This is a genomic window from Listeria sp. MAN/IMW/UF555 (assembly GCF_058684075.1).
Window position 1 is genome coordinate 1 of record NZ_JBZWZS010000002.1, and the last position, 23,483, is coordinate 23,483.

30 protein-coding genes and 1 other annotated feature are annotated in these 23,483 nt (G+C 38.2%); of the genes, 8 read left to right on the forward strand and 22 right to left on the reverse strand.

Annotated features, from left to right (window positions below; translation table 11 throughout):
• Nucleotides 1-275 precede the first annotated feature (275 nt).
• Nucleotides 276-881: an HD domain-containing protein gene (locus AC4PG8_RS07105; protein WP_185540631.1), complete on the reverse strand. Its 606-nt coding sequence runs from the start codon at nucleotides 879-881 to the stop codon at nucleotides 276-278.
• Between the two features lie 64 nt (nucleotides 882-945).
• Here AC4PG8_RS07105 and AC4PG8_RS07110 point away from each other — a divergent pair, with 64 nt between their 5' ends.
• Both AC4PG8_RS07110 and AC4PG8_RS07115 read left to right on the forward strand, forming a co-directional pair.
• Nucleotides 946-1,719: an ABC transporter ATP-binding protein gene (locus AC4PG8_RS07110; protein WP_003762863.1), complete on the forward strand. Its 774-nt coding sequence runs from the start codon at nucleotides 946-948 to the stop codon at nucleotides 1,717-1,719.
• Between the two features lie 50 nt (nucleotides 1,720-1,769).
• Entirely contained in the window at nucleotides 1,770-2,126 is a 357-nt protein-coding gene (locus AC4PG8_RS07115) for a hypothetical protein (RefSeq protein WP_492170213.1), read from the forward strand.
• 24 nt (nucleotides 2,127-2,150) lie between these two features.
• On the opposite strand, the gene pepT is transcribed toward AC4PG8_RS07115, so the two are convergent.
• Together pepT and AC4PG8_RS07125 are read right to left on the reverse strand one after the other, a co-directional pair.
• Nucleotides 2,151-3,383, reverse strand: a complete 1,233-nt coding sequence (pepT, locus tag AC4PG8_RS07120; protein WP_010991009.1) for a peptidase T — start codon at nucleotides 3,381-3,383, stop codon at nucleotides 2,151-2,153.
• A 57-nt stretch (nucleotides 3,384-3,440) separates the two neighbouring features.
• On the reverse strand, nucleotides 3,441-3,971 hold the full coding sequence (locus tag AC4PG8_RS07125) for a DUF1697 domain-containing protein (protein WP_045553289.1): 531 nt from the start codon (nucleotides 3,969-3,971) through the stop codon (nucleotides 3,441-3,443).
• 82 nt (nucleotides 3,972-4,053) lie between these two features.
• On the opposite strand from AC4PG8_RS07125, the gene AC4PG8_RS07130 reads away from it, so the two are divergent.
• Nucleotides 4,054-4,809 carry an exodeoxyribonuclease III gene (locus AC4PG8_RS07130; protein ID WP_003767395.1) on the forward strand — a complete coding sequence of 252 codons (756 nt, stop codon included), beginning with the start codon at nucleotides 4,054-4,056 and terminating at the stop codon, nucleotides 4,807-4,809.
• 40 nt (nucleotides 4,810-4,849) lie between these two features.
• Here AC4PG8_RS07130 and rplT read toward each other — a convergent pair whose 3' ends face one another.
• Genes rplT through infC form a run of 3 tightly spaced genes read right to left on the reverse strand, consistent with a single transcriptional unit; the run spans nucleotide 4,850 to nucleotide 5,986 of the window.
• Complete coding sequence (gene rplT / locus AC4PG8_RS07135) at nucleotides 4,850-5,209, reverse strand: 50S ribosomal protein L20 (protein ID WP_003720097.1); 360 nt, start codon at nucleotides 5,207-5,209, stop codon at nucleotides 4,850-4,852.
• A 39-nt stretch (nucleotides 5,210-5,248) separates the two neighbouring features.
• Nucleotides 5,249-5,449, reverse strand: a complete 201-nt coding sequence (gene rpmI, locus AC4PG8_RS07140; protein WP_003720098.1) for a 50S ribosomal protein L35 — start codon at nucleotides 5,447-5,449, stop codon at nucleotides 5,249-5,251.
• Nucleotides 5,450-5,470: 21 nt separating this feature from the next.
• Nucleotides 5,471-5,986, reverse strand: coding sequence for a translation initiation factor IF-3 (infC, locus tag AC4PG8_RS07145; protein WP_010958948.1), 516 nt, complete (start codon nucleotides 5,984-5,986; stop codon nucleotides 5,471-5,473).
• Between the two features lie 82 nt (nucleotides 5,987-6,068).
• Nucleotides 6,069-6,207: a sequence feature (ribosomal protein L20 leader region), on the reverse strand.
• A gap of 312 nt (nucleotides 6,208-6,519) precedes the next feature.
• Here infC and AC4PG8_RS07150 point away from each other — a divergent pair.
• The gene (locus AC4PG8_RS07150; protein ID WP_045554006.1) at nucleotides 6,520-7,062 is read left to right on the forward strand and encodes an Ltp family lipoprotein; all 543 of its coding nucleotides are present in this window, start codon (nucleotides 6,520-6,522) and stop codon (nucleotides 7,060-7,062) included.
• 89 nt (nucleotides 7,063-7,151) lie between these two features.
• Here AC4PG8_RS07150 and AC4PG8_RS07155 read toward each other — a convergent pair whose 3' ends face one another.
• Nucleotides 7,152-7,685 (reverse strand): NAD(P)H-dependent oxidoreductase, encoded by a 534-nt coding sequence (locus AC4PG8_RS07155; RefSeq protein ID WP_185540635.1) that lies wholly within the window; start codon nucleotides 7,683-7,685, stop codon nucleotides 7,152-7,154.
• 149 nt (nucleotides 7,686-7,834) lie between these two features.
• Here AC4PG8_RS07155 and AC4PG8_RS07160 point away from each other — a divergent pair, with 149 nt between their 5' ends.
• Nucleotides 7,835-8,197: a winged helix-turn-helix transcriptional regulator gene (locus AC4PG8_RS07160; protein ID WP_003772428.1), complete on the forward strand. Its 363-nt coding sequence runs from the start codon at nucleotides 7,835-7,837 to the stop codon at nucleotides 8,195-8,197.
• A 31-nt stretch (nucleotides 8,198-8,228) separates the two neighbouring features.
• Here the strand turns inward: AC4PG8_RS07160 and AC4PG8_RS07165 are convergent, their stop codons facing one another.
• Entirely contained in the window at nucleotides 8,229-8,804 is a 576-nt protein-coding gene (locus AC4PG8_RS07165) for a VanZ family protein (RefSeq protein ID WP_070753651.1), read from the reverse strand.
• Between the two features lie 101 nt (nucleotides 8,805-8,905).
• Nucleotides 8,906-9,250: a 50S ribosomal protein L19 gene (rplS, locus tag AC4PG8_RS07170; protein WP_003762876.1), complete on the reverse strand. Its 345-nt coding sequence runs from the start codon at nucleotides 9,248-9,250 to the stop codon at nucleotides 8,906-8,908.
• Nucleotides 9,251-9,457: 207 nt separating this feature from the next.
• Between rplS and AC4PG8_RS07175 the strand changes: the two genes are divergently transcribed.
• From AC4PG8_RS07175 to AC4PG8_RS07185, 3 genes are read left to right on the forward strand one after another with little or no spacing between them, the layout of a single operon-like run.
• The gene (locus AC4PG8_RS07175; protein ID WP_010991014.1) at nucleotides 9,458-9,892 is read left to right on the forward strand and encodes a MerR family transcriptional regulator; all 435 of its coding nucleotides are present in this window, start codon (nucleotides 9,458-9,460) and stop codon (nucleotides 9,890-9,892) included.
• Nucleotides 9,892-10,479, forward strand: coding sequence for an NAD(P)H-dependent oxidoreductase (locus AC4PG8_RS07180; protein ID WP_492170214.1), 588 nt, complete (start codon nucleotides 9,892-9,894; stop codon nucleotides 10,477-10,479). Before AC4PG8_RS07175 ends, AC4PG8_RS07180 begins: the two co-directional genes overlap by 1 nt.
• Nucleotides 10,480-10,499: 20 nt before the next feature.
• Nucleotides 10,500-11,216 (forward strand): MBL fold metallo-hydrolase, encoded by a 717-nt coding sequence (locus AC4PG8_RS07185; RefSeq protein ID WP_492170215.1) that lies wholly within the window; start codon nucleotides 10,500-10,502, stop codon nucleotides 11,214-11,216.
• A 31-nt stretch (nucleotides 11,217-11,247) separates the two neighbouring features.
• On the opposite strand, the gene AC4PG8_RS07190 is transcribed toward AC4PG8_RS07185, so the two are convergent.
• From AC4PG8_RS07190 to ftsY, 13 genes are all read right to left on the reverse strand, one after another.
• Nucleotides 11,248-11,637 carry a hypothetical protein gene (locus AC4PG8_RS07190; protein ID WP_003762883.1) on the reverse strand — a complete coding sequence of 130 codons (390 nt, stop codon included), beginning with the start codon at nucleotides 11,635-11,637 and terminating at the stop codon, nucleotides 11,248-11,250.
• An 18-nt stretch (nucleotides 11,638-11,655) separates the two neighbouring features.
• The gene (gene trmD / locus AC4PG8_RS07195; protein WP_003762885.1) at nucleotides 11,656-12,393 is read right to left on the reverse strand and encodes a tRNA (guanosine(37)-N1)-methyltransferase TrmD; all 738 of its coding nucleotides are present in this window, start codon (nucleotides 12,391-12,393) and stop codon (nucleotides 11,656-11,658) included.
• Nucleotides 12,393-12,911 carry a ribosome maturation factor RimM gene (gene rimM / locus AC4PG8_RS07200; RefSeq protein WP_003772415.1) on the reverse strand — a complete coding sequence of 173 codons (519 nt, stop codon included), beginning with the start codon at nucleotides 12,909-12,911 and terminating at the stop codon, nucleotides 12,393-12,395. The genes trmD and rimM overlap by 1 nt, the downstream gene beginning before the upstream one ends.
• A gap of 9 nt (nucleotides 12,912-12,920) precedes the next feature.
• Nucleotides 12,921-13,307 carry a YlqD family protein gene (locus AC4PG8_RS07205; protein ID WP_003762889.1) on the reverse strand — a complete coding sequence of 129 codons (387 nt, stop codon included), beginning with the start codon at nucleotides 13,305-13,307 and terminating at the stop codon, nucleotides 12,921-12,923.
• A 27-nt stretch (nucleotides 13,308-13,334) separates the two neighbouring features.
• A complete protein-coding gene (locus AC4PG8_RS07210; protein WP_003762892.1) occupies nucleotides 13,335-14,069 on the reverse strand; it encodes a gamma-glutamyl-gamma-aminobutyrate hydrolase family protein in 735 nt (244 codons plus the stop codon).
• 109 nt (nucleotides 14,070-14,178) lie between these two features.
• The gene (locus AC4PG8_RS07215) at nucleotides 14,179-14,409 is read right to left on the reverse strand and encodes a KH domain-containing protein (protein WP_003728421.1); all 231 of its coding nucleotides are present in this window, start codon (nucleotides 14,407-14,409) and stop codon (nucleotides 14,179-14,181) included.
• A 16-nt stretch (nucleotides 14,410-14,425) separates the two neighbouring features.
• Nucleotides 14,426-14,698, reverse strand: a complete 273-nt coding sequence (gene rpsP / locus AC4PG8_RS07220; RefSeq protein ID WP_003767413.1) for a 30S ribosomal protein S16 — start codon at nucleotides 14,696-14,698, stop codon at nucleotides 14,426-14,428.
• Between the two features lie 102 nt (nucleotides 14,699-14,800).
• Nucleotides 14,801-16,459 carry a glycoside hydrolase family protein gene (locus AC4PG8_RS07225; RefSeq protein ID WP_492170216.1) on the reverse strand — a complete coding sequence of 553 codons (1,659 nt, stop codon included), beginning with the start codon at nucleotides 16,457-16,459 and terminating at the stop codon, nucleotides 14,801-14,803.
• 73 nt (nucleotides 16,460-16,532) lie between these two features.
• Complete coding sequence (locus AC4PG8_RS07230; protein ID WP_492170217.1) at nucleotides 16,533-19,148, reverse strand: Lmo1799 family Asp-Ala repeat surface protein; 2,616 nt, start codon at nucleotides 19,146-19,148, stop codon at nucleotides 16,533-16,535.
• Between the two features lie 491 nt (nucleotides 19,149-19,639).
• Nucleotides 19,640-20,536, reverse strand: a complete 897-nt coding sequence (lipA, locus tag AC4PG8_RS07235) for a tyrosine/lipid phosphatase LipA (RefSeq protein ID WP_003761507.1) — start codon at nucleotides 20,534-20,536, stop codon at nucleotides 19,640-19,642.
• A gap of 141 nt (nucleotides 20,537-20,677) precedes the next feature.
• On the reverse strand, nucleotides 20,678-22,030 hold the full coding sequence (ffh, locus tag AC4PG8_RS07240; protein WP_492170218.1) for a signal recognition particle protein: 1,353 nt from the start codon (nucleotides 22,028-22,030) through the stop codon (nucleotides 20,678-20,680).
• A 12-nt stretch (nucleotides 22,031-22,042) separates the two neighbouring features.
• The gene (locus tag AC4PG8_RS07245; protein ID WP_003762903.1) at nucleotides 22,043-22,375 is read right to left on the reverse strand and encodes a putative DNA-binding protein; all 333 of its coding nucleotides are present in this window, start codon (nucleotides 22,373-22,375) and stop codon (nucleotides 22,043-22,045) included.
• Nucleotides 22,376-22,487: 112 nt separating this feature from the next.
• Nucleotides 22,488-23,474 (reverse strand): signal recognition particle-docking protein FtsY, encoded by a 987-nt coding sequence (gene ftsY / locus AC4PG8_RS07250; protein ID WP_003769286.1) that lies wholly within the window; start codon nucleotides 23,472-23,474, stop codon nucleotides 22,488-22,490.
• Nucleotides 23,475-23,483 lie beyond the last annotated feature (9 nt).

The following is a 23,483-nucleotide window of genomic DNA, read 5'->3' on the forward strand; positions in this document are numbered from 1 at the left end:
CGCTAGCAATTAAATTACTAGTTTGTTTTTGTTGAAAACAGCTTTCTGTTTTCTGCCCTGCGATTACCAGTGAGACTTTACGTCTCATTGCTTTTCGTCTTCTTCTTTGTTCAGTTTTCAAAGGTCAGTTGCTTTGTTAACGCAACTTTTAAATCTTACCATAAAGTTTATATCGCGTCAACAACTAATTTTTAAATAGTTTTTGATGAATTATTTCGTATCAATTCAGCTTTATTATTATATAATACCTTTTCTATAAATACAAGTGTTTTTAATTATACTTTTAATTCTTTTTCTAATGCTTGTATAAAATCCTGCATAATTTTTTGTTTTTCTTTTGCCATAGTTTTGGCTGTTTCAGTGTTTAATTGATCTTTTATAAGGAGAAGTTTGTCGTAAAAGTGTTGTAATGTGGTGTTTTTTGGATTGTCCTGGTTAGCTATTTCTCGATTATGAGCGCCGCCATAAGTGAAGGTTCTTGCTATGCCGATTGCTCCGATGGCATCTAAGCGATCTGCGTCTTGAACTATTTTTTCTTCTATTGTTAATGCTTTAATCGTATTTTTTCCTTTTTTAAATGAAACTGATTGGATGATTCGGATAATTTTTTTGATTAGTTCTGATGGTATTTCTTTGGTTTCCATCCAATTGATTAGTGTTTTAGTTGCTTCCTGTTCGTCGGTTGTTAGTTTAATATCTGAGTAATCGTGGAATAAAGCGGCTAACTCTATAGTGAACAGGTCGCCACCTTCTTTTGATTGGATTTCTTTACTTAATTTCCATACTCTTTTTATATGAGACCAGTCATGACCGGTCGTTTCATTTTCAAAATGAGAGTGCATCCAATTCTTTGCTGAAAGAATAATTTCTTCTTTATTCATTTTTTTAACTCCTTTTTATGTTATTTTTCATGTACAATAGTAGAAAATGGAAATGGGGTATTCGATGTTTGCATTTGAACATGTTTATTTAAAGCGTGAAAATAAAACTATCTTATCGGATATTAATTGGACCGTTAATGAAAAGGAAAACTGGGCTATTCTTGGGCTAAATGGCTCTGGGAAAACTACTTTGCTACAACTTCTAAATGGGTATCTTTGGCCTAGTAGTGGAAAGCTTCAAGTGCTTGGGCATGTTTTTGGACAGACTTCTTTACCTGAATTACGTAAATCAATTGGTTGGGTGAGTAATGCTTTAGATCATCAGCTGAAAGATTACGAGCTAAGTGAGCAAATTGTGCTTAGTGGTAAGTTTGCAAGTATTGGAATGTATGCGAAAGTGACAGATGTTGAGGTAAACCAAGCGAAAAAACTGCTGACTGATTGTGGTGGGGCCTCGCTTATTGGTAAAGCTTATAAAATCTTATCTCAAGGAGAACGACAAATTGTTTTAATTGCTCGTGCTTTGATGGCAAATCCTAAGTTACTGATTTTAGATGAACCTTGTAACGGACTTGATTTATTTGCGAAAAGTCGTTTATTAGAACGGATTAAAAAAATTGCAGAACGTCCTGATTCGCCGACAATGCTTTTTGTCACGCATCATACAGAAGAAATTCTCCCCTGCTTTGATAATATCATTTTACTCCGTGACGGGGAAATAACTCATCACGGGAAAACAGAAAAACTTTTGACAGAGGAAGTGCTTCAAGCGTTTTATCAAAAGCCTGTCGAGTTAATTCGTATTAAAGATGGTGCGATTGCGGTTTATCCGAAGTAAGTGGTATAGTAAGGTTACGAATAACGCGTATGTAAAAGGGGCGAAACATTTTGTATGAAACAATGATTGCAAAAGCAGGCGCACGTGAGCTTCTTGGTATGGATACTAGCCTGATTTATGGTTCGTTTTCTTATGTAGTGGAAGGCGAATTAATGGATCTAACAGGACTTTGGATTTCAAATGAAGATGTTTTTATTTTTTACTTAGAAAATGAAGATGTTTACTTACTTAAGAAATTCGCATATGAAGACATAGAGCTATTAGAGCAAAAAGTAAGTATTATCTCGATGACAAAAAAATTGATATTACATCTTAAAAATAGCGAAAAATATACATTTCTCGTTGCAAATGGAGAAGCAAAAGTGTTTGCAGCTAAAGTAAATGAACGTATAAAAAAGGGAGTCTAACTTACGTTAGACTCCCTTTTTAAATTATTCTTTTTCTTCAAATAAACGCGCTACTTCAATGATTACTTCGGTTGCTTTCACCATGCTTTCTAACGCGACGTATTCAAACTTACCGTGGAAATTTTCGCCGCCGCCAAAGATGTTTGGCGTTGGTAGTCCTTTGTATGAAAGTTGAGCTCCGTCTGTCCCACCGCGAATTGGGCTTATTTTTGGTTCTATATCTAGATTTCTCATTGCCGCGCTTACTATATCTACAATTTCTTTTACTGGTTCGATTTTTTCGCGCATATTGTAATATTGATCATTCAGTTTTAATTCGACTGAACCTTCCCCATATTTTTCTGCTAGTTTTTCAGCAATACTTGCGATATGAGTTTTTCTTTCTACAAATTTCAGATGATCAAAATCGCGAATGATATAGTAAGATTTTGCTTGTTCCACATCACCGTTTAATGAGATTAAATGATAAAAGCCTTCATAGCCATCTGTATATTCAGGGGCTTCTTCTTTTGGAATCTCGGCATCGAATTCCATTGCCATTTTGACAGCGTTAATCATTTTATTTTTGGCTGTTCCTGGATGCACACTATTTCCGTTAAAAGTAAGTTTCGCACCAGCTGCATTAAAGCTTTCATATTCTAGTTCGCCAAGTGGCCCACCGTCCATTGTGTAGGCATATTTGGCACCAAATGCTTCTACGTCAAAACGCTCTGGTCCTCGGCCGATTTCTTCATCGGGTGTAAAAGCTACGCGAATTTTACCATGCTTGATTTCGGGGTGATTGATTAAATAATTCATTGCCACCATAATTTCTGTAATTCCTGCTTTATCATCCGCGCCAAGCAATGTTGTTCCGTCTGTTGTAATAAGCGTTTTTCCTTTGTAATTAGCTAGTTCTGGAAATTGTTTAGGTGACAGTACGACATTTAGGTCTTTATTTAGAACGATGTCTTTACCATCATAGTTTTCATGCACTTGTGGGTTTACATTTTTTCCAGTTAAGTCAGTGGCAGTGTCTAAATGAGCTAAAAATCCGATAACTGGTACTTCTTTCGTTGTATTAGAAGGAAGAGTTGCCATTACATAACCGAATTCGTCTACTGTTACTTCTTGCATGCCGATTTCTTTTAGTTCTGTAACGAGAATGTTCGCTAGTTCCATTTGTCCTGGTGTTGTTGGACAAACTGTGCTTTCTTCATTTGACTGTGTATCTACTTTTACATATTTTGTAAATCGTTTTAATAGTTCTTCTTTCATTTCTATCACTCCCTCAGATTGATTCTTTTTCATTATAAACTTGATTTTCAAAAAATTCTATTCCTGACTGTCGAGTAGTGTTAGTAATTTAGCGGTTGTTCGCCAGTTTCGCGTTGTCGTTAGTGTTTTTTTATATTCTCCGAGGAAAACAGGCAATTTTAACTGATGGATTTGATTCGAGAAAACGTGGATATATAGCGCTCGGTCGATTGCAATTACTTCGGCTTGAGTATTTTTTTGTTTAGGAATATCAATATTTTCATTGTAAAAAGCAATCATCCAACGTTCTTCTTCACCAATTATTTCTGGTGGGAACGGGTTGTTTTTGATGATTGTTTTGTAGTTTTGTTCTGAAAAAACGAATACGTCAATGGATAGATTGAAGCTCGCTATAATTACTTCTGTTATTTTTGCTGCTACTTCGGTTTCTGTCTGTAAATTAGAACTTAGAACGAGGTTGCCGCTTTGGATATAGGTTGTTACATTTTGGAATCCCTCTTCTTGTAAGGCTGCTTTTAAATTTTTCATGTTCACTTTATTTTTCCCTGCGACATTTACGGCTCTTAGTAAAGCAACGTATTTTTCCATTCTAGTCCCTCCCAATCGTTTAACTACATTATAGCATGTTACTTACGTTATAATAGTTCTATTAGAGATGGGAGGTTTTTGGATGAAATTAATTTCTTGGAATGTAAACGGGCTTCGTGCAGCTGTGAAAAAAGGTTTTTTGGAGTATTTTGAAGAAGTTGATGCTGATATATTTTGCTTACAAGAAACAAAATTACAAGAAGGTCAAATTGAACTTGATTTACCTGCGTATAAAGATTATTGGAATTATGCCGTAAAAAAAGGTTATTCAGGTACTGCCATTTTTACAAAAGTTGAGCCATTATCGGTGCAATATGGTTTAGGTGTCCCGGAACATGATACTGAAGGTCGCGTAATCACGCTTGAATTTGAAGATTTTTATATGGTAACGGTTTATACACCAAATTCGCAAGCTGAGTTAAAACGATTAGATTATCGTATGACGTTTGAGGATGCGATTTTGGAATATGTCAAAAACTTGGATAAAACGAAGCCGGTTGTCCTTTGTGGTGATTTGAATGTTGCGCACGAAGAAATTGATTTGAAAAATCCGAAGACAAATCGCAAAAATGCGGGATTCTCGGATGAGGAACGCGCAAAATTTTCTGCGTTTTTAGACGCTGGTTTTATTGATAGTTTCCGTTATTTTTATCCTGATTTGACCGACGCTTATTCTTGGTGGTCATACCGAATGAACGCGCGTGCTAGGAATACTGGTTGGCGGATTGATTATTTTGTTGTTTCAGAACGATTGAAAGATAAGTTAGTGGATGCGAAAATTCATGCGGATGTGCTTGGTTCGGATCATTGTCCAGTTGAGCTAGAACTTAATTTATAACATAAAAAAATCCTCACTCCAAAGAGTGAGGATTTTTGAATTATTTAGCTAATGCTTTTTTTGCTGAATCAGCAAGTGTGTTAAATGAAGCAATATCATTTACTGCTAAGTCTGCAAGCATTTTACGGTTAATATCAATACCAGCTAATTTTAAGCCGTGCATTAATTTGCTGTAAGAAAGATCTTGCATACGAGCTGCCGCATTGATACGTGCGATCCATAATCTACGGAAATCACGTTTCTTTTGACGACGATCTCTATAAGCATATTGGTAAGATTTCATTACCGCTTGGTTAGCTACTTTGAATAATAAATGTTTAGAGCCGTAATACCCTTTGGCTAATTTAACTATCTTTTTACGACGTTTGCGTGTTACTGTTCCGCCTTTTACGCGTGGCATATTGTCTACCTCCTAGAATTTACAAAAATGTTGTTTCTCTTATTTCATTTTAGCGACCATTTGACGAATACGTTTGAAGTCGCCAGCTGATACCATTGCTGATTTACGCAATTTACGTTTTTGTTTTTGGGATTTGTTAGCGAACATATGGCTTGTGAAACCGTGTCTGCGTTTTAATTTTCCAGATCCTGTTCTCTTGAAACGTTTAGCGGAACCGCGGTGGGTTTTCATTTTTGGCATGAATATTTCCTCCTCAAAACTTTACTTTTCATGAAGTGGTGCTAGGACTAAGAACATGGAACGTCCGTCCATTTTTGGTCTTTGCTCAATTGTACAAAGGTCTTCGCACGCTTTTGCAAAACGGTCAAGCACCTTCTGACCGATTTCTTTGTGTGTAATGGCACGACCTTTAAAACGGATAGAGCATTTTACTTTATCGCCTTTTTCAAGGAATTTACGTGCATTACGTAGCTTCGTATCAAAATCATGTTCGTCAATTGTTGGACTTAAACGAACTTCCTTCATTACGATGACTTTTTGGTTCTTACGGGCTTCTTTATCTTTCTTCTGTTGTTCAAAACGGAATTTACCGTAGTCCATGATACGAGCTACTGGCGGTTTCGCTGTTGGAGCAACAAGCACTAGATCAAGATTAGCCTTTTCAGCAATTTGAAGCGCATCGATTTTACTCTTCACGCCTAATTGTTCACCGTCTTGGTCGATCAATCTTACTTCACGTGCACGAATCCCATCGTTTACCAACATGTCTTTGCTAATGGTGAGCCACCTCCACTTAATTTTGTTACAACAAGATAGAAAATAGCTGTTCAAATCTGCGGCCTGCTAACTCGTTCGTTCAGAGGCCATAAAAAAACGGGCTGCTTTTCAGCAATCCCGCACATTCAAAATCGCGTAAGTTACGCGACGAAAGTTTGAATTTTTTGCCTGAAAACGTTCGTGTTAACGAGGCGAGAAGCGGGTTGCTTCTTCTTTCTTGTTTAATAACCTTACTTACTATATCATATGGGGTTTTTAGTGTCAAGGCGAATTACAAGAACTTAAAAAAAAATCTCGAAACAGCTTTATAAGCTAGATTATGATATTGACATAGATTTAAGATTATTATAGACTTGGGATATAACCAAATATTTATTACAATAGCCCGCCATAATGTGAAAAATTCGTTGTTTAGTGGCTATTTTGTTTTGTCTTCTTATGTAAGTACATATAAATTTGTAAACCTTTCCAAAGTACAAAGGGGTATAAACGCATCAGCGATTATATAGATATAAAAAAAGGGAGATAGAAAAATGGAAAAAGGGAAACAAAAGAAAGCAATTTACAAAAAATGGTGGTTCTGGTTGATTGTCGTAATCGCGTTGGGAGCGATTGGTTCTGCAATGGGTGGAAATGACACTGCAGCAGATGATAAGAAGAACACCGAAGCAGTAGAAACAAAAGATAAAGCAAAAGATGAAGCTAAGAAAAAAGAAGAAAAAGCTGCTGAAGAAAAGAAAGCTGAAGAGAAGAAAAAAGAAGATAGTGTTCCTTCAGAATATAAATCTGCTCTAAAAAAAGCGGAGCAATATTCTTCTATGATGAAGATGTCTAAAGCTGGTATTTACGACCAATTAACATCAGAAGCTGGTGAAAAATTTTCCGCAGAAGCTGGAAAATATGCTGTAGATAACTTAAAAGCTGACTACAATGCAAATGCACTCGCAAAAGCTGAAGATTACCAAAAATCAATGGCTATGGCTCCTGAAGCTATTCGCGATCAATTAACATCTTCTGCAGGTGAAAAATTCACTGCTGAAGAAGCTGATTATGCGATTAAAAATTTAAGTAAGTAATCTTTTCTAGATATATTAATAAAAAAAGCTATTCTCTGAGGATTAAAGGAGAATAGCTTTTTTTGGTAGTAGCCATCACAAAGTATCTTTTACTCCAAGCATGTTAAAAATTGGTTTGCATACACATACGCATTTTCTACTATTTCTTCATATGTGACTTCAAAGGAGCTGCCATATATCGTGTGAGCCCCTCTATAGTCAGCTCGAATGTGGTTTATTGTTGCTCGAAATGGTGTGAGTAATGTATCGAGTGAATAGCCAATTGGTGCATCTTCTTTATAATTATATTTTTTATCGCCAATTGAAACTGCAAGAGCAAGCTTTTTCCCAGCCATCTTGTCCCCTTTTGAGCCGTAAGCCCAGCCATACGAAAAGACATCATCGAACCATTTTTTTAATAACGGCGGGTAGCTGTACCAATAAAATGGAAATTGGATAATGACTTTATCGTAGTTTTGCAATTGTTGTTGTTCAAAGGCTACATCAATATCCCAGTTAGGATAAACTTCATATAATTCATGAATTGCCAACTCTTCTGTACTTTTTAAAAGAGCTTCTTTCCATACTCTATTTACGCGTGAATTTTCGATATTCGGATGTGCGATAATAACTAATGTTTTCATTCGATTACTCCTTTATTCTATCGTTATTATTTATCGTAATTTAGTTTTGAAAGAAAGTAAATACACACTCGAAAGTGGCTTAGTTACTTGTAAGTAAGTGTCTATAAGTGGTATTATTTGCAAGTATCTAAATCGGAGGAGGAAAACAAATGAAAGTTTATAATTTAGGTGTAGAAGCTACACTCGATATTATGGGTGGAAAATGGAAACCCTTGATTATTTGTTTTCTTGCTCAAGGGACTAAGCGGACTGGGGAGCTGCAAAGATGTATTCCGAAAATATCACAGAAGGTTCTAGTTCAGCAACTAAGGGAATTAGAGAGAGATGGGATTATTGATCGTACGGTTTATAATGAGCTTCCACCTAAAGTCGAGTATAGTATAACTGCTTACGGGCTTACTTTAAATGCTATAGTTGATACAATGTGTCAGTGGGGAAAAGAAAATATCGCACTTAGAAACAGCCAAGGAGAACCAGTGACACTAATCGAAAAATCTTATAACCTTCAGTAAATAAATCGAAAAAAACAGCTAGGATTATATACTAGCTGTTTTTTTCTACAATTGGGCATAAATTCATTTTTCTTAATAAAGGTCGAATTATAACATAAACTATGTAGCCGAAAATCCCGCCAGAAAAGTTCAATATTACATCATCAATGTCTACAAATTTAAAAGGCGCTTGATAAATAAGGTCTTGTAATAACTGGGCAAATTCAATCCCAACGGTTGCTATAAAACTTATAGCGAAAACACTTTTCCATGTTAATTTTGGAAAACATAATGGTAAAAGTATTCCGAGGGGAACAAACATAATAAAATTTGCGACTATTTGGAAACTAGCATATTCTCTCCCTTCCATAAACATTTCGCCTATGGAATTAAATGGTATTAAATTCATATAGGAACCAGTTGCATATTTTTTTGTATCCTCAATTAGAAAAGAATCTAGCATAATAGGAAACATCGTAAACTTGATTACTCCACACGTATACACATAAAAACAAGTCTTGAAGAAAATTGTTTTTTTTGTGTCGTGCCTTTTCAACCATCTCCATAAGAAAAAGACAATATATATAATTAAAGCGATTGTTATTACTAATCCAGAAAATCTAAGCATAATAGTTCTCCTAATCTGTAGTTAATATTCTTTCGGTTGTTTGTCTAATAATTAGTAAAACAAAAACCCTTGATTTCTCAAGGGTTTCAGCCGTTAAATGATTAACGAATTTCTTTAATACGAGCCGCTTTACCACGTAGGTTACGTAGGTAGTAAAGTTTCGCACGACGTACTTTACCACGACGGATAACTTCTAATTTCGCGATACGTGGAGTATGTACTGGGAAAGTACGTTCCACACCAACACCGTTAGAAATTTTACGAACAGTGAAAGTTTCGCTGATTCCAGCTCCGCGACGTTTGATTACAACGCCTTCGAATAATTGGATACGTTCGCGAGTACCTTCGACTACTTTCGCATGTACACGTACAGTATCACCCGGACGGAAACTTGGAACATCTGGGTTTAGTTGACTTTTTGTGATTTCATCAATCAGTTTGTTCATGTTTTTCTCTCCTTCCAACAAACATTCATTCATATTAATAATGAAGCGGAATATCGTTATCAGACTGGTCTCTCCAGTCACCTTATTTAGGTTACCATAAACTAGATTCGCTGTAAAGTTTTTTTCTTACTTTTTCTTTAATAAAAAAACTTGACCTTGGAGTATGGTCTAATGTTACCTTAAGTATATCAAATGGAGGTGTCGAACATGGAACAATGGACAGTAAAAGAAATGGCTGCTTGCGTTGGAATTCGGGCGGACACACTACGATATTATGAAAAAAATAAGATAATAGTACCTAATCGGCTGGAAAACGGGTATCGTGTTTATAACGCACAACATTTACTAGAATTAAAGTTTATTTTGGTGATGAAGTATGCCAGATTCTCCCTTGCCGAAATAAAATTAATGATGGAATGGTTAAGAAGTGAGCCATCTGTTGCGTGTAATACGGCGTCGAAAGAATTGCTTGCCCTTAAAGCAGCAGAGATTAAACAAACTATTGCACACTATACGAAAATCGCCGCTCTTTTAGAAGAATTACCTCAAATCGATGATGTACAAGACTATTCGACTGTCCAAAAAGATGTAAATACCTTTGTGGAACATATTTTCACTGACATCAGGAAGGACGGATTTTAATGGCAAAAGTTGTAGCAATAATGGGTGACCCGCGAGAAAAAGGAACATCAAGAGAACTGTTTCATAAGTATTTAACTTTTTTTCAAGGACACTCAGCAATCGAGATAAAAACGTATGATATTCGCGAATTGGCTTTTGATCCAAATTTACCTGAGGGCTACAGAACTGAACAAACTACCGAAATGACCAACTTAAAACAAGATACCAGTTCGGCTGATTTGCTGCTATTTGCTTATCCCGTTTGGTGGTTTAATGTTCCAGCTGTACTAAAAGGTGTAATTGATCATTTGTTTTGGCGCGGCGAGAGTTATAGTTTTAAAGATAAAAAATATTTACTGACAGGTCCTTGGCGAAAAAAACGAGCGCGCTTAATTTATACGATTGGCGGGATGGAGTTACAACATCGGCTGTTCGCTCGTCCTGCCCTTACCGCCCTCCGCTATCCACTTTGGATGAGTGGCGTCCTTTCTGTTAAGACGACTTCAATTGACCGACTTGATCTTTCCATTAGAAAATCAAATGAATACTATGATAAAAAAATTGCTCGAGCAGCTAAAAAAGATTTACATTTTTTATTAAAAAAGTAATGTAGAAAGAAGGTTTTGGAATGAAAGTTACTGCGAAACATCAATATTGGCAAATAACAACATTGCCGCACCTTTTTCCGGTAAATTGTTACTTAGTTTTGGAGAAAGATGGTTTAACTTTAATTGATACAGGGATTTTATCTCATGCAAAAGGAATAATTTCACTTATTACTAAACTGAAATTACCTTTAAAACGAATTTTGTTGACACATGGGCATGGGGACCATATTGGCGGTTTAGTTGCACTTAAAGAAGCTTTTCCAGAAGCCCTTTTGATGGTTGGAAGCAGGGAAAAATTGCTGGTAGAAACAAAAGAGATTTATGCTTTTGAAGCTCAAAAACCGTTAAAGGGTAGTTATCCTGATCAATTTCCAGTAAAAATTGATCAACTATTAAAAGATGGTGATATGGTAGGTTCATTATTAATTATGGATACACCCGGACATACACCTGGCTCGATTTCTTTTTTTGATGAGCGTAATGGGCATTTATTCGTTGGTGATTTATTTCAAACTCGTGGTGGTGCAGCTATTTGTGGGGAGAAACGGATTTTGTTTCCTTTTCCTGCGATGGGATCTTGGGACTTAGAAACGAGTATTCTTTCTGCGGAAAAGTTGCAGCTGGTTGATGTGACTGAAATCGCTTGTGGTCACGGACCTGTTAAATCCATGAGTGATTTTGATTTATTAAGCATCATTCAGCGTGCAAAAACACAACTAACAAATAAAAAAGACTAGAAAACCAGTTACCCGGCTTTCTAGTCTTTTTTTAGAATCTCGTAATTTTAATGTTCACGGCTGTTCCATATGCCAGTTGATATACAAGCCCGTCGACGAATTGCTCAGTGAATGAACAATGAATTAAGCCATTTCCGCCTGCATCTAAAGCTTTCTTTTGCAATTCCTGTAGTAAATTTTCAAAGCCTACTGTTTCTAAGTACGCTTCTGGATCGCTTTTAATTCTTGGGCGAACACTTTTGGCGAAAACAACGGTTAGAATATCATGATTAACATTTATGGGTCCTGTTGAGACCTGAATATCCTGCCATCTTTGACCTATTCGCTTTTGGTCATTTTCTTCTTGCACATAGGCTTCTCGTTCTTTTTGTCGTTCGGATTTTTTAGCTTCTTTTTCATCTGGAGTTCCGAAGATTGCCATTTAAAATCACGTCCTTTTTTATTTACTGTCAGACCATTCTTTGAGCCAAGTTTTTTGCTTGTCTGTTAAGGGATAGTTTTTAAGTAAATCTGGTCGGCGTTCGTAAGTTCTTTTGAGTGATTCTTTATCGCGCCACTCTTCTATCCAAGCATGGTTTCCGCTGAGTAAAATATCAGGTACTTTCATTCCGCGAAAATCGGCTGGTCGTGTGTAGTGTGGATGTTCAAGCAAACCGGTGGAGAAAGAATCCGTCACAGCTGAATCTTTATTTCCAAGTACACCTGGTAAAAGACGAATAACGCTGTCCATCACAATCATTGCACCAATTTCGCCACCTGTTAAAATATAATCCCCTATCGAAACTTCATCTGTAACAAGGTGTTCGCGAATTCGCTCATCGTATCCTTCGTAGTGACCACAAATGAAAACAAGATGTTCTTCTTCTGCAAATTCTTCTGCCATTTTTTGGTCGAAGCGTTTACCGGCTGGATCCATTAAAATAACTCTTGGCTTTGTTTCTGGTTGTTTATCTTTGACCGCTTGAACGGCATCAAAGATTGGTTGGGCTTTAAGGAGCATCCCTGCCCCACCACCATATGGATAATCATCGACAACCTGATGCTTTCCTTCTGCATATTCCCTGAAATCAGTTACTTCAACCGCGACCCGCTCATTTTCGATTGCTTTTTTAATAATGGAACTCCCAGTCACTCCCGAAAACATATCTGGAAAAATGGATAGAATGTCGATTTTCATTAATCTAGCAGCCCTTCCATTACTTCAATGGTAATTTTTTTATCGTTAGTATTAATATCTTTAACTACATCAGCAATATAAGGGATGAGTTTTTCTTTTTTGTCTGCGCCTTTTACAACCCATACATCATTTGCGCCTGGTGTTAGAATTTCTGTGATTTCGCCAAGCTCTTCTCCGTCAGTCGTCACAACTGTGCAACCAATGATTTCATGGAAATAAAATTCATTTTCTTCTAAATCGGTTAGTTGCGCTTCTTTGATTTTAAGAACGCCTTCTTTCATACGCTCTACTTGATGAATGCCGGTAAGTCCTTCAAACATAAGCAAATCAAAGTTTTTGTGTTTGCGGTGTGAACGAATAATTAGTTTTTCAGGCTTTTTGCTGTTTTTTTCAAATAAGTACACGGTATTCCCAACTTGGAACCGTTCTTCTGGAAAATCGGTCGTCGCGATAACACGAATTTCACCGATTAAGCCATGCGTATTAACAATTTTTCCTACATTATACATTTTCTCCATAAGTCACCTCTAGCGTATTTCTACTATGATTCCATCTCTCACAACGATTGTTTTATCGAAAATGGATTTATCCCACTTGTCTCCTACTTGTACATCAATGATTGTTTCCATTTCTCGTTCGCGAATTTCACTACCAAGTTCAAGTACTTCTAATTGCTCCATTTGAAACTGGATTAATTTTTTCTTTTCTCGGCGCACTTCAAGTTCATGTGTGAAATAGTCAGCCACTCGTTCTGGTTGAAATTTGCTTTTTCGTTCCATTTTCTTTTGTTCAAAATGCAACTGATCGCATTCTTGTTCAATTTGTCGTTTTTGTTCGGTATAATACTCGATTAATTCTTGTTTACTTGTTTCTGTCAGAATTTGTTTGACGACAACTTTTTGGATGATTTCCACAGGACACCTCCACTAGCGATTATGTCCTTATTTTACCATAGTTTTTTTGGATTCATCTACTAAAGCTTGGAATAATTGTTCACTTTCTGGATCTGTTTGGAACATTAATTCCGGGTGCCACTGAACACCTAAATACCAGCTTGGTAAATTGTCACCCTCCACTGCTTCAATCATCCCGTCGGCAGTCCGAGCCGTTACTTTAAAACTCGGTGCTAATTTTTTGATAAATTGGTGATGGAGTGAGTTAACTAGTTTTTTATTTGGGTGGTGTTTTGCGAGTTCGCTTGTAGGTTCAATATCGATTGTATGGGAGCCGAGTTGCTCATCGACACGTTGCAGATGTTGGAGTGCTTTCGTTTCAACTTGGCTAATATCCTGATACAGCGTGCCACCTAGTGCAACATTGACAAGTTGCATTCCGCGGCAAATCGCAAAAATAGGTTTTCCAGCGTCCAAAGCTGCTCGGACTAAGGCGATTTCATAGCTATCGCGCGGTGGAAAATATGCCCCGATTTCTTGGGACGGTTCTTCTAAATATAATTGCGGTGTAATATCTTGTCCACCGGTTAAAAGTAAACCATCTACGAGAGAAATTGCTTGAACGGCAGTAGACGGGTCATCTATTGGTAACGCGATAGGAAATCCGCCAACTTTCTGAATAGCATCTACATATCGCTGTTGTGTATAGGTTACACGGTGTCCGTAAAACACGTCCACTCCTTTTACTAATCTATTTCCTGTAATTCCAATAACTGGCTTCATAACAATTCCTCCATTTCTATTTTATTTTACAACATTTAGTGAGGTAATTGCTTCTCTGATGATTATTAAAAAAAGTTATAAAAAAACTCGCCAATTTGACGAGTTTTTGTTATTCGATAATTTCAAGACGAATCTTCTTATCGTTTTTGGAGCCAACTGCATAGACAAGAGTACGAATCGCTTTTGCAATACGACCTTGCTTACCAATCACGCGTCCCATGTCTTCTTTACTGACAGACAATTTGTAGGTTAACGAAGTATCCGTTTCTTCTGGCGTGATAACAACGTCTTCCGGGTGGTCAACAAGGGGTTTCACGATTGAGAGAATGAGTTCTTCCATTCGCGCCGAGACCTCCTTATTTACCTAATTTTTGGTTATGGAATTTTTCCATGATACCTTCGCGGCTAAGAAGATTGCGAACTGTATCAGATGGTTTCGCACCATTATGCATCCATTTCAAAGTTGCTTCTTCGTCGATTTTCACTTCAACCGGATCAAGTAATGGATTATAAGTACCAATAGTTTCGATTGAACGGCCATCACGTGGGAAACGAGAATCAGCGACTACAATACGGTAGAAAGGTTTCTTTTTAGAACCCATACGTTTTAAACGAATTTTAACTGCCATAGTTTAATTACACCTCCATAAAGTCTTACACAAGTATATATATTACCAGTAAAGGATTTGTTTGTAAAGTGTTTTTTCTTTACAGAGGATATTTTTTTCTTTTCAGCGGACACTTTCGGCTTCAGTGCTTAGTTTTCCTTGTTTTAATAGTTGATAATATCTCACATATCCGGAAATATTATGCTCAACATCATCAATTCTCACGCGGAAAGACTGGTGACGAATGAAGAAACTACCTTCTATTCTGGCTGGATTTTTGTAGTACATCGCAAGCTCTGGATAAAAGTAACCATTTAATTGATAAAGTGCGCGTTTTGTAATTGTTTTTTCAAGATTTTCCAGCGAATAAGATGTTAATAATGCTTGATGGCCTTCCGCTTCCATCCGCAGTGTCATTTCTTTTGTAGCGACGGTAAGCTCTAAAAATGTTGGAAAAGTGGTTTCGCGCTCGTAAATAAATGGTAAGTTGTCAAAGGCATTTTGCAGTCCGAATTCATAGTAAGCTTCGTCTTTGATATATTTGGTAATTTCATTGGCGCAGTAGCTTAACCAGTGATCGTGATTTTGCCAGTATTTATCTTGTATAAAGTGATTAAAAGATTTAGCTGCTGCGTCTAACCATTTGGAATCGCGGTCAATTTCATATAAGCGAAGTAGGCCAAAGACAGCTTCCCCATCATAATAAATAATTCGAAAAATATCTTTTACTTCTAATGATGGATATTCTAACACATGTGTGAACTTTCCATTTTCGTCTTGTAATGAGAGAATTGCATTTGCTATTTTTCGGCAAAGAGGTAAGTACGTTTTAGTGCCAGTAATATGCATATATTTAGTTAAAGCTAGTAGAGTCGCGGCTGAACCACCTAATTTAACTTCACGAAGTTCTGGTTCGATAAGAAAGGCCATGTCGTCTTTTTCATAAATAAAGTGTTTTTCAAGGTATGTTAAAGCCTTTGTTGTGGCTTCTAAAATAGCTTTATTTCCCGTTAATTCATATGCTTCTAACATGGAATAAGTAGTACTGGCATGGCGCAAACTATTATAATGTTTGATTTTTTTGTCAAAACAAGCAAACCAACCATAGTTAAATTCCCCAGTTGTGTTTACTTGATGCGCCAAATATTCTCCAGCATTTTCAACTAATGTAGAAATAATTTCTGGCGTCAAATATTCTACTTTCCTACGTCCGTGGTCTAAACTAGCTGTTTCTAATTCATGAATGTTCTTTCCATCAAAAAACCACCCTACTGTTTCGAAAGTGACAACACTAGAATCGATGGTTAAGTTTAATTGGGCTTGATTTTTATTGGCTTGAATTAAATATCTATTCATATTTTCAACGTTGATAGCTAGTCCTTCATCTCCAGGTAAAAGGATAGCGTTCGCATTAATTTCCTGTTCCATTAAAGCTATTTTAAAATTTTCATTTAAGGCAATGCCTCGTCTATAATAATTTTTCTTTGTTTTTAAGGCTTTTCTATTCCATTCGCCTAAGTTTTCGAGTTGATAATTCACCGCAATATCCATTTTAAATGAAATTGCTTCTTCGGTTTGATTTTTCAATGCACTTTTTTTCATTTCATTAATTAAATTTGCTAAACAAAGATAGCTAAAGTTGATTACTGTCGCTCGTTTATTTTTATAACCTATTGTTAGAAAACCATGCCATTTCCCGTTGTAAGTGGCGTGCTCTTCTGCTTCTGTTAATTGATCAATAATTTTATTTTCAAGTTCATCAAGTACACCTCTCCAAGGCATATGTACCACTCCTTTTTATAATTTCCCTGCTGCTTAAACTTACTTAGCAGCAGGGAATCGATGTTTTGTGGCTTTATTTACGGAAAAGACGTAGTAAGAACGCACCAGCTAATGAGAAGAGTCCAAGCCCTACCCAAGGAAGACTGCTACTAGTATCCCCTGTGGATGGAAGGTCGCTTGCGGAAATACTTGTAGTTCCATCAGCACTGTAGCCTGAGGAAAGCATTGTTCCGGAGCCGTTTGTACTCATATTAGAAACGGTTACGCCCGTACCTCCATTTGCTGTTCCAGTAGTTCCACCGTTATTAGAAGAGTTAGTGCCTCCTCCATCTGAATCAGCGTCAGCATCTGCATCGGCGTCAGCATCGGCATCTGCATCGGCGTCAGCATCGGCATCTGCGTCGGCGTCAGCATCCGAATCAACTAATGGTTGAACTGTTACTGCTACATCATCACTTGTTTTTACTTCGTCACCATATTTAGCAGTTACTTGAAGGTGGATAACATCTCCAGCTTTCAAATTATAATTAGGAATATTTATTGTATAGGTTCCATCTGAATTAATTAATACATTGCCAATGACTGTGCCATCCGGAAGCGTTAAATTAATATAGAAAACTGTTCCGGCTGGAGCATCTCTTTGTAATGATTTTAATAGGGTATTCATATTAAGGTTTTTATAGATAGAAGAACCTGTAATAGTTTTAGTTCCTTCATAAATTGGATTGACAGTTGGTTTTTCAACTAGGAAATCTCTCCAGTCGATATCTACGTCGGCATCAGCGTCGGCATCTGCATCGGCATCCGCATCAGCGTCGGCATCCGCATCCGCATCGGCATCCGCATCCGCATCCGCATCGGCATCCGCATCAGCGTCGGCATCCGCATCAGCGTCGGCATCCGCATCCGCATCGGCGTCAGCATCCGCATCAGCATCAGCGTCGGCGTCGGCATCCGCATCAGCGTCGGCATCCGCATCAGCGTCGGCATCCGCATCCGCATCAGCGTCGGCATCCGCATCCGCATCGGCGTCAGCATCCGCATCGGCATCCGCATCAGCATCGGCGTCAGCATCCGCATCAGCATCCGCATCCGCATCAGCATCGGCGTCAGCATCCGCATCAGCATCGGCATCCGCATCAGCGTCGGCATCCGCATCAGCGTCGGCATCCGCATCAGCGTCAGCATCCGCATCGGCATCAGCGTCGGCATCAGCGTCGGCATCCGCATCAGCATCGGCGTCAGCATCAGCATCCGCATCAGCATCGGCGTCAGCATCAGCATCCGCATCAGCATCGGCATCCGCATCGGCGTCAGCATCAGCATCCGCATCGGCATCCGCATCGGCGTCAGCATCAGCATCCGCATCGGCATCAGCGTCGGCATCGGCGTCGGCATCGGCGTCGGCATCAGCGTCGGCATCGGCATCCGCATCGGCATCAGCGTCAGCATCCGCATCAGCGTCGGCATCGGCATCCGCATCAGCGTCGGCATCCGCATCGGCATCCGCATCCGCATCGGCATCGGCATCCGCATCGGCATCGGCGTCGGCATCCGCATCAGCGTCGGCATCCGCATCGGCATCGGCGTCAGCATCCGCATCCGCATCAGCGTCGGCATCCGCATCGGCATCGGCATCCGCATCGGCATCTGCATCGGCATCCGCATCAGCGTCGGCATCCGCATCAGCGTCGGCATCCGCATCGGCATCAGCGTCAGCATCCGCATCCGCATCAGCGTCCGCATCAGCGTCGGCATCGGCGTCAGCATCAGCGTCGGCGTCAGCATCAGCGTCGGCGTCAGCATCCGCATCCGCATCAGCGTCGGCATCTGCATCCGCATCAGCGTCCGCATCGGCATCTGCATCGGCGTCAGCATCAGCGTCCGCATCCGCATCCGCATCAGCATCAGCGTCGGCATCAGCGTCGGCATCTGCATCCGCATCAGCGTCGGCATCTGCATCCGCATCAGCGTCCGCATCCGCATCCGCATCAGCGTCGGCATCTGCATCCCCAACATCCGTCGTAATAAATCCACGAGCTGCGTTACTATTCAGCAAATCAACATCCAATAGTCCATCGCCAGTTCTAGCTGCGAAATCCAATTTTCCATCATTTGCACTAGGAAGAGCCGTAACACCGAGCGCTAGTAAATCAATTGTTAGCGTAAAAGTAGATACACTACTAACGCCAACTCCCAGTAAATGATTTACTCTTGCCCCAATTGCATTTCTACTAGTATCAATGAAGAAATTATTTGAACTACCATTAACTGTTCCTTGATTAAATAACCCAATATTCCCAATTCCTAAATAAGCAATTTTATAATCAATTTTTGTATTTGCTTTTATATTTGGATTACTCAAAATAGAAGTTAATTCGCTAGGCAGTTCAAAATACGGATAATACGTAGACACAGCACTCGCACTAACTAATTGGTTCCCTGATAGAGTAATCACTAATTTCCCATTCGCATATTGTGTATTCAAGCTTGAATTCCCAAGTAGATCAATCGTTGCTGCATCCGCTTGAATACCACTGAGGGCAAATTTGTGATTAAAAGAATCATAATTCACTGTGACAGGTGCTACCATCATTGTTGTTGTTGTAATTAGAGCAGCAATTAATTTTGCTTTTTGCGCTCGCTTTTGGTCAAGTTTCCTTTTGTAATCCACACGCTGTTTTTTCATCATTTTTCCCCCTTAAAAATCAATAAGTTTTGATTTTGAAAAATAACTGAAAACAGAATAAAGGTATTTAATTATTGTTTACTAATAAGCTAACTATTAAGTATCCCCTGAACCTTTATCCAATATCAGATTAAAATCATTTCAGCAAAATGCCCCTCCTTTCTTTTTATGTATCTAAGTGAACCTTTCATTTAATGTTATAACCCGTTAGATAACTTTACTATATAGTATATTTTTAAAAATTAAAGTAAAAAGTACTAGAAAGAAAAAATACTTCAATTCAATATCATTAGTCTAAAAGTTATACAAATATGCGCATTTAAGGCTTATATTTAAACTTTAGCACTGGTCTTTAGTAGGTAAATATATCTACTAAATTCAACTTTACATGAATTGTCTTTAAATTGTATACAAATATTTTTAAAATGGTTCCTCACTTTAAATCTATTTGTACGCAAAAAAAATAGCCCTCTTTGAAAGGGCCATTTTTTTTAGTAAAGATATGCTTTTTTTAGTTGCTCTTTTTTATCATCAGTTAGTCCGAGTTTTTCTTTTAAAAAGTTATCCATCGAACCATATTTAGCATCAATTTCATCGAAAGCGGCATTGATATAAGATTCACGAACTTCCATTACAGCTGTCATCCCGTCGATAACTTTTTTATTATCTGTTTTAGCTGCGACTGCTTGGATTGCTTTTTCATTTTCACTAGCACGGTATTTATTGGATAACATGTAATCGTCTATTACAGTGTTTTTATCTACACCTAGTGCCGAGAGGACTAAAGCAGTTCCAAATCCAGCTCGGTCTTTTCCGGCTGTACAATGCCAAAGAACTGAGCCATCTTGATTCGCTAGTAGTATCTCAAAAAAATCTTTGTAGGCTTGAATAGAAGTTTCATCTGTGACAAAGCTTTTATTAGCATTAATTAGAAAGGTTTCGGGATTATCCATTTTAGCTAGACTGGCGGTTAAATCTTGCGTGCTCGTGGATGCTCCGTTATCTTTCATCACAGAATCATGTGTATAATCGACTCCCGTAAGTTCTGGATCTGGTTTGGCTTTCACTTCGGTATTTGTCCTAAAATCAACTATATGCGAAAGGTCATATGTATTTACGAGTTTCTTTTTATCTGAATCACTTAAAGTGGCAAGTTCGGCGCTTCTGATTAATTTATGTGGTTTGATTGTTAAACCATCTGTTGTTTTGTAACCACCTAAGTCACGAACGTTTACTGCCCCTTGTAGTTTTATTTGACTACCTGGTTGGAGTGTTTTTTCGGTTTTAACATTCGCTTCTGCTTTTTCTTCTGACTGAGTTCCACATCCCCCTAGTAATAATGTTGCGCTTAATACACCTGCTCCTGTTACTTTTACCCAATTTCTCATTCTTTCTCCTCCTTTTGTAAGCTTAATTGTAATTATAACAATGGATTTTATTGGTTGAATAAAGGGTTTGTAAAGAAATGATTTGCAGGATGTTAAGGTATGAAAAAAGCCAAAACCGCATTAGGGTTTTAGCTTTTTGAATTAAAATGGCATTTTGAAATTGCCGAATGGATTTTTACCTTTTTTACCTTTTCCTCCACCAGTCATTTGCTTCATCATTTTTTTCATTTCAGCAAATTGTTTTAGGAGGCGATTGATTTCTTGAATTGGGCGTCCGCTACCACGAGCAATTCTTTTTCTTCTGCTCGCATTGATGATGTCCGGATTATCTTTTTCGTTTTTGGTCATGGATTTAATTATCGCTTCGATATGACCAAGTTGTTTATCATCTACCTGCATGTTGTCGAGGCCTTTCATTTTGTTTGCCCCTGGCATCATTTTTAGTAGTTCATCTAGTGGTCCCATTTGTTTTACTTGTTGCAATTGGTCCAAGAAGTCATCTAAGGTCATGCTGTTGTCTTTCATTTTTTGTTCCATAGCTTTCATTTTTTCTGCATCTACATCAGTTTGTGCTTTTTCAATAAGAGAAAGTACATCACCCATGCCGAGAATTCTTGAAGCCATACGATCGGGATGGAACGTTTCGATTGCTTCCATTTTTTCACCGGTAGCAACGAATTTGATTGGTTTTCCTGTGACTGAACGGATGGAAAGTGCTGCCCCACCACGTGTATCACCGTCTAATTTTGTTAATACAACGCCGGTAATTTCTAATTGTTCGTTGAAGCTTTGGGCCACATTTACTGCGTCTTGTCCCGTCATTGAGTCAACTACGAGTAAAATTTCAGTTGGCGAAGCGATTTCTTTTACTTGTTTTAATTCGTCCATCAGTGTTTCGTCGATATGAAGACGACCAGCTGTATCGATAATGACATAATCTAAATGTTCTTCTTTTGCTTTAGCGATAGCTTGTTTCGCGATTTCTACTGGGCTTACTTGATCACCTAGAGAAAATACTGGCATATCTAATTGTTTGCCAAGTGTTTCTAATTGTTTGATTGCTGCAGGTCGATAAATATCTGCTGCGACTAGTAAAGGTTTACGATTATATTTTTTGCGTAATAAATTAGCTAGTTTTCCTGAAGTGGTTGTTTTACCAGCTCCTTGTAAACCTACCATCATAATAACGGTTGGCGGGCGATCAGCTGTTCCGACTTTACTTTCTTCGCCGCCCATGAGGCTTGTTAATTCTTCTTGAACGATTTTAATTACTTGTTGACCGGGTGTTAGGCTTTTCATTACGTCCGCGCCAACAGCACGTTCGCTTACTGTTTTAATGAATTGTTTAACGACTTTAAAGTTAACATCGGCTTCTAGTAAAGCAAGACGAACTTCACGCATCATTTCTTTTACGTCAGCTTCATTTACTTTCCCTTTACCGCGAATTTTGTTCATTGTTTCTTGGAGTCTTCCAGCTAGTCCTTCAAATGCCATGATTCTGGCCTCCTAATCGATATTTTTAAGCTGTTCGAGCGTATCTTTCACTTGCTCGTCCAGAAAATTCTTCTTGGTTAATTGTGCTTCTAATTGATCAAAGAGTTTTTCTCGTTGTTGATATTTTCTTAACATCCCTAGTTTTTCTTCGTATTTCTCTAGGCTTTCTTCTGTTCTTTTAATATTATCATAAATAGCTTGTCTACTCACTTCAAATTCTTCGGCAATTTCGCCTAGTGAGTAATCATCCAAGTAATAAAAAGAAACATACGATTTTTGTTTTGTTGTTAGTAATTCTTGGTAAAAATCAAATAATAAATTCATACGGTTTGTCTTCTCAAACAAGGCATTTCACCTCTCTCCTTTTAAAGGATACGGGGAAATCACGGGAATGTCAAGGAAGGTTAAATAAAAGAGAAAAAAGCCGGAATGACGAGCATCATTCGGCTTTCTCTGATTATTTTTCGTTATCAACCATATCAGCAAATAAGCCATACACATATTCATTTGCATCAAAGGCTTGCAGATCGTCCATTTGTTCCCCGAGTCCGACGAATTTTACTGGAATATCGAGTTCGTTACGGATGGCTATGACGATACCACCTTTTGCAGTCCCATCGAGTTTTGTTAAGATAATACCTGTCACGTCTGTTGTTTCTTTAAATTGTTTTGCTTGAACGAAGGCATTTTGGCCAGTTGTAGCATCAAGGACTAGTAAAACTTCGTGCGGCGCATTAGGAATTTCACGCGTAATGACACGTTTTACTTTTTCAAGTTCGTTCATCAGGTTGACTTTATTTTGCAAACGGCCGGCTGTGTCACAAAGTAAGATGTCTGCTTTTCTAGCTTTGGCGGCTTGAACGGCATCAAACATGACAGCAGCAGGATCGCTTCCCTCAGCTTGTTTAATAACATCGACACCTGTTCGTTCGCCCCAGACTTCTAGTTGATCGATTGCACCTGCTCGGAATGTATCTCCCGCCGCAAGCATGACTTTTTTACCTTCTTGTTTAAAACGATGTGCCATTTTTCCGATAGAGGTTGTTTTACCAACGCCATTAACACCAACAAATAAGATAACAGTTAGACCATTTTCTTCAATATGCAAAGTTTCGTCTTCTTTTTCGTCGCCTTGGTAAATATCAACTAGTTTTTCAACAATAACTTCTTGTACATCTTTTGGGTCGCTAATATTTCTTAATTGTACTTCACGGCGAAGTGTATCGACTAATTCCATTACTGTTTCAAAACCGACATCTGCTCCGATAAGAATTTCTTCTAGTTCTTCAAAGAAATCTTCATCTACTTTACGATAACGAGCGACCATTTCATTGATCTTCCCGGAAAAGTTACCGCGAGTTTTTGATAAACCATCTTTAAATTTTCCTGAAACAGAATCGGTTTGCTGGGTAATTTTATCTTTTAATTTTTTAAAAAAGGTCATTTTATATAC

What these genes read in the sequence shown, in the direction of transcription:
- AC4PG8_RS07105 (WP_185540631.1), bottom strand. Translation starts at nt 881, where the DNA reads ATGAATAAAGAAGAAATTATTCTTTCAGCAAAGAATTGGATGCACTCT.
- AC4PG8_RS07110 (WP_003762863.1), top strand. Translation starts at nt 946, where the DNA reads ATGTTTGCATTTGAACATGTTTATTTAAAGCGTGAAAATAAAACTATC.
- pepT (WP_010991009.1), bottom strand. Translation starts at nt 3,383, where the DNA reads ATGAAAGAAGAACTATTAAAACGATTTACAAAATATGTAAAAGTAGAT.
- AC4PG8_RS07125 (WP_045553289.1), bottom strand. Translation starts at nt 3,971, where the DNA reads ATGGAAAAATACGTTGCTTTACTAAGAGCCGTAAATGTCGCAGGGAAA.
- AC4PG8_RS07130 (WP_003767395.1), top strand. Translation starts at nt 4,054, where the DNA reads ATGAAATTAATTTCTTGGAATGTAAACGGGCTTCGTGCAGCTGTGAAA.
- rplT (WP_003720097.1), bottom strand. Translation starts at nt 5,209, where the DNA reads ATGCCACGCGTAAAAGGCGGAACAGTAACACGCAAACGTCGTAAAAAG.
- rpmI (WP_003720098.1), bottom strand. Translation starts at nt 5,449, where the DNA reads ATGCCAAAAATGAAAACCCACCGCGGTTCCGCTAAACGTTTCAAGAGA.
- AC4PG8_RS07150 (WP_045554006.1), top strand. Translation starts at nt 6,520, where the DNA reads ATGGAAAAAGGGAAACAAAAGAAAGCAATTTACAAAAAATGGTGGTTC.
- AC4PG8_RS07155 (WP_185540635.1), bottom strand. Translation starts at nt 7,685, where the DNA reads ATGAAAACATTAGTTATTATCGCACATCCGAATATCGAAAATTCACGC.
- AC4PG8_RS07160 (WP_003772428.1), top strand. Translation starts at nt 7,835, where the DNA reads ATGAAAGTTTATAATTTAGGTGTAGAAGCTACACTCGATATTATGGGT.
- AC4PG8_RS07165 (WP_070753651.1), bottom strand. Translation starts at nt 8,804, where the DNA reads ATGCTTAGATTTTCTGGATTAGTAATAACAATCGCTTTAATTATATAT.
- rplS (WP_003762876.1), bottom strand. Translation starts at nt 9,250, where the DNA reads ATGAACAAACTGATTGATGAAATCACAAAAAGTCAACTAAACCCAGAT.
- AC4PG8_RS07175 (WP_010991014.1), top strand. Translation starts at nt 9,458, where the DNA reads ATGGAACAATGGACAGTAAAAGAAATGGCTGCTTGCGTTGGAATTCGG.
- AC4PG8_RS07180 (WP_492170214.1), top strand. Translation starts at nt 9,892, where the DNA reads ATGGCAAAAGTTGTAGCAATAATGGGTGACCCGCGAGAAAAAGGAACA.
- AC4PG8_RS07185 (WP_492170215.1), top strand. Translation starts at nt 10,500, where the DNA reads ATGAAAGTTACTGCGAAACATCAATATTGGCAAATAACAACATTGCCG.
- AC4PG8_RS07190 (WP_003762883.1), bottom strand. Translation starts at nt 11,637, where the DNA reads ATGGCAATCTTCGGAACTCCAGATGAAAAAGAAGCTAAAAAATCCGAA.
- trmD (WP_003762885.1), bottom strand. Translation starts at nt 12,393, where the DNA reads ATGAAAATCGACATTCTATCCATTTTTCCAGATATGTTTTCGGGAGTG.
- rimM (WP_003772415.1), bottom strand. Translation starts at nt 12,911, where the DNA reads ATGGAGAAAATGTATAATGTAGGAAAAATTGTTAATACGCATGGCTTA.
- AC4PG8_RS07210 (WP_003762892.1), bottom strand. Translation starts at nt 14,069, where the DNA reads ATGAAGCCAGTTATTGGAATTACAGGAAATAGATTAGTAAAAGGAGTG.
- AC4PG8_RS07215 (WP_003728421.1), bottom strand. Translation starts at nt 14,409, where the DNA reads ATGGAAGAACTCATTCTCTCAATCGTGAAACCCCTTGTTGACCACCCG.
- rpsP (WP_003767413.1), bottom strand. Translation starts at nt 14,698, where the DNA reads ATGGCAGTTAAAATTCGTTTAAAACGTATGGGTTCTAAAAAGAAACCT.
- AC4PG8_RS07225 (WP_492170216.1), bottom strand. Translation starts at nt 16,459, where the DNA reads ATGCCTTGGAGAGGTGTACTTGATGAACTTGAAAATAAAATTATTGAT.
- AC4PG8_RS07230 (WP_492170217.1), bottom strand. Translation starts at nt 19,148, where the DNA reads ATGAAAAAACAGCGTGTGGATTACAAAAGGAAACTTGACCAAAAGCGA.
- lipA (WP_003761507.1), bottom strand. Translation starts at nt 20,536, where the DNA reads ATGAGAAATTGGGTAAAAGTAACAGGAGCAGGTGTATTAAGCGCAACA.
- ffh (WP_492170218.1), bottom strand. Translation starts at nt 22,030, where the DNA reads ATGGCATTTGAAGGACTAGCTGGAAGACTCCAAGAAACAATGAACAAA.
- ftsY (WP_003769286.1), bottom strand. Translation starts at nt 23,474, where the DNA reads ATGACCTTTTTTAAAAAATTAAAAGATAAAATTACCCAGCAAACCGAT.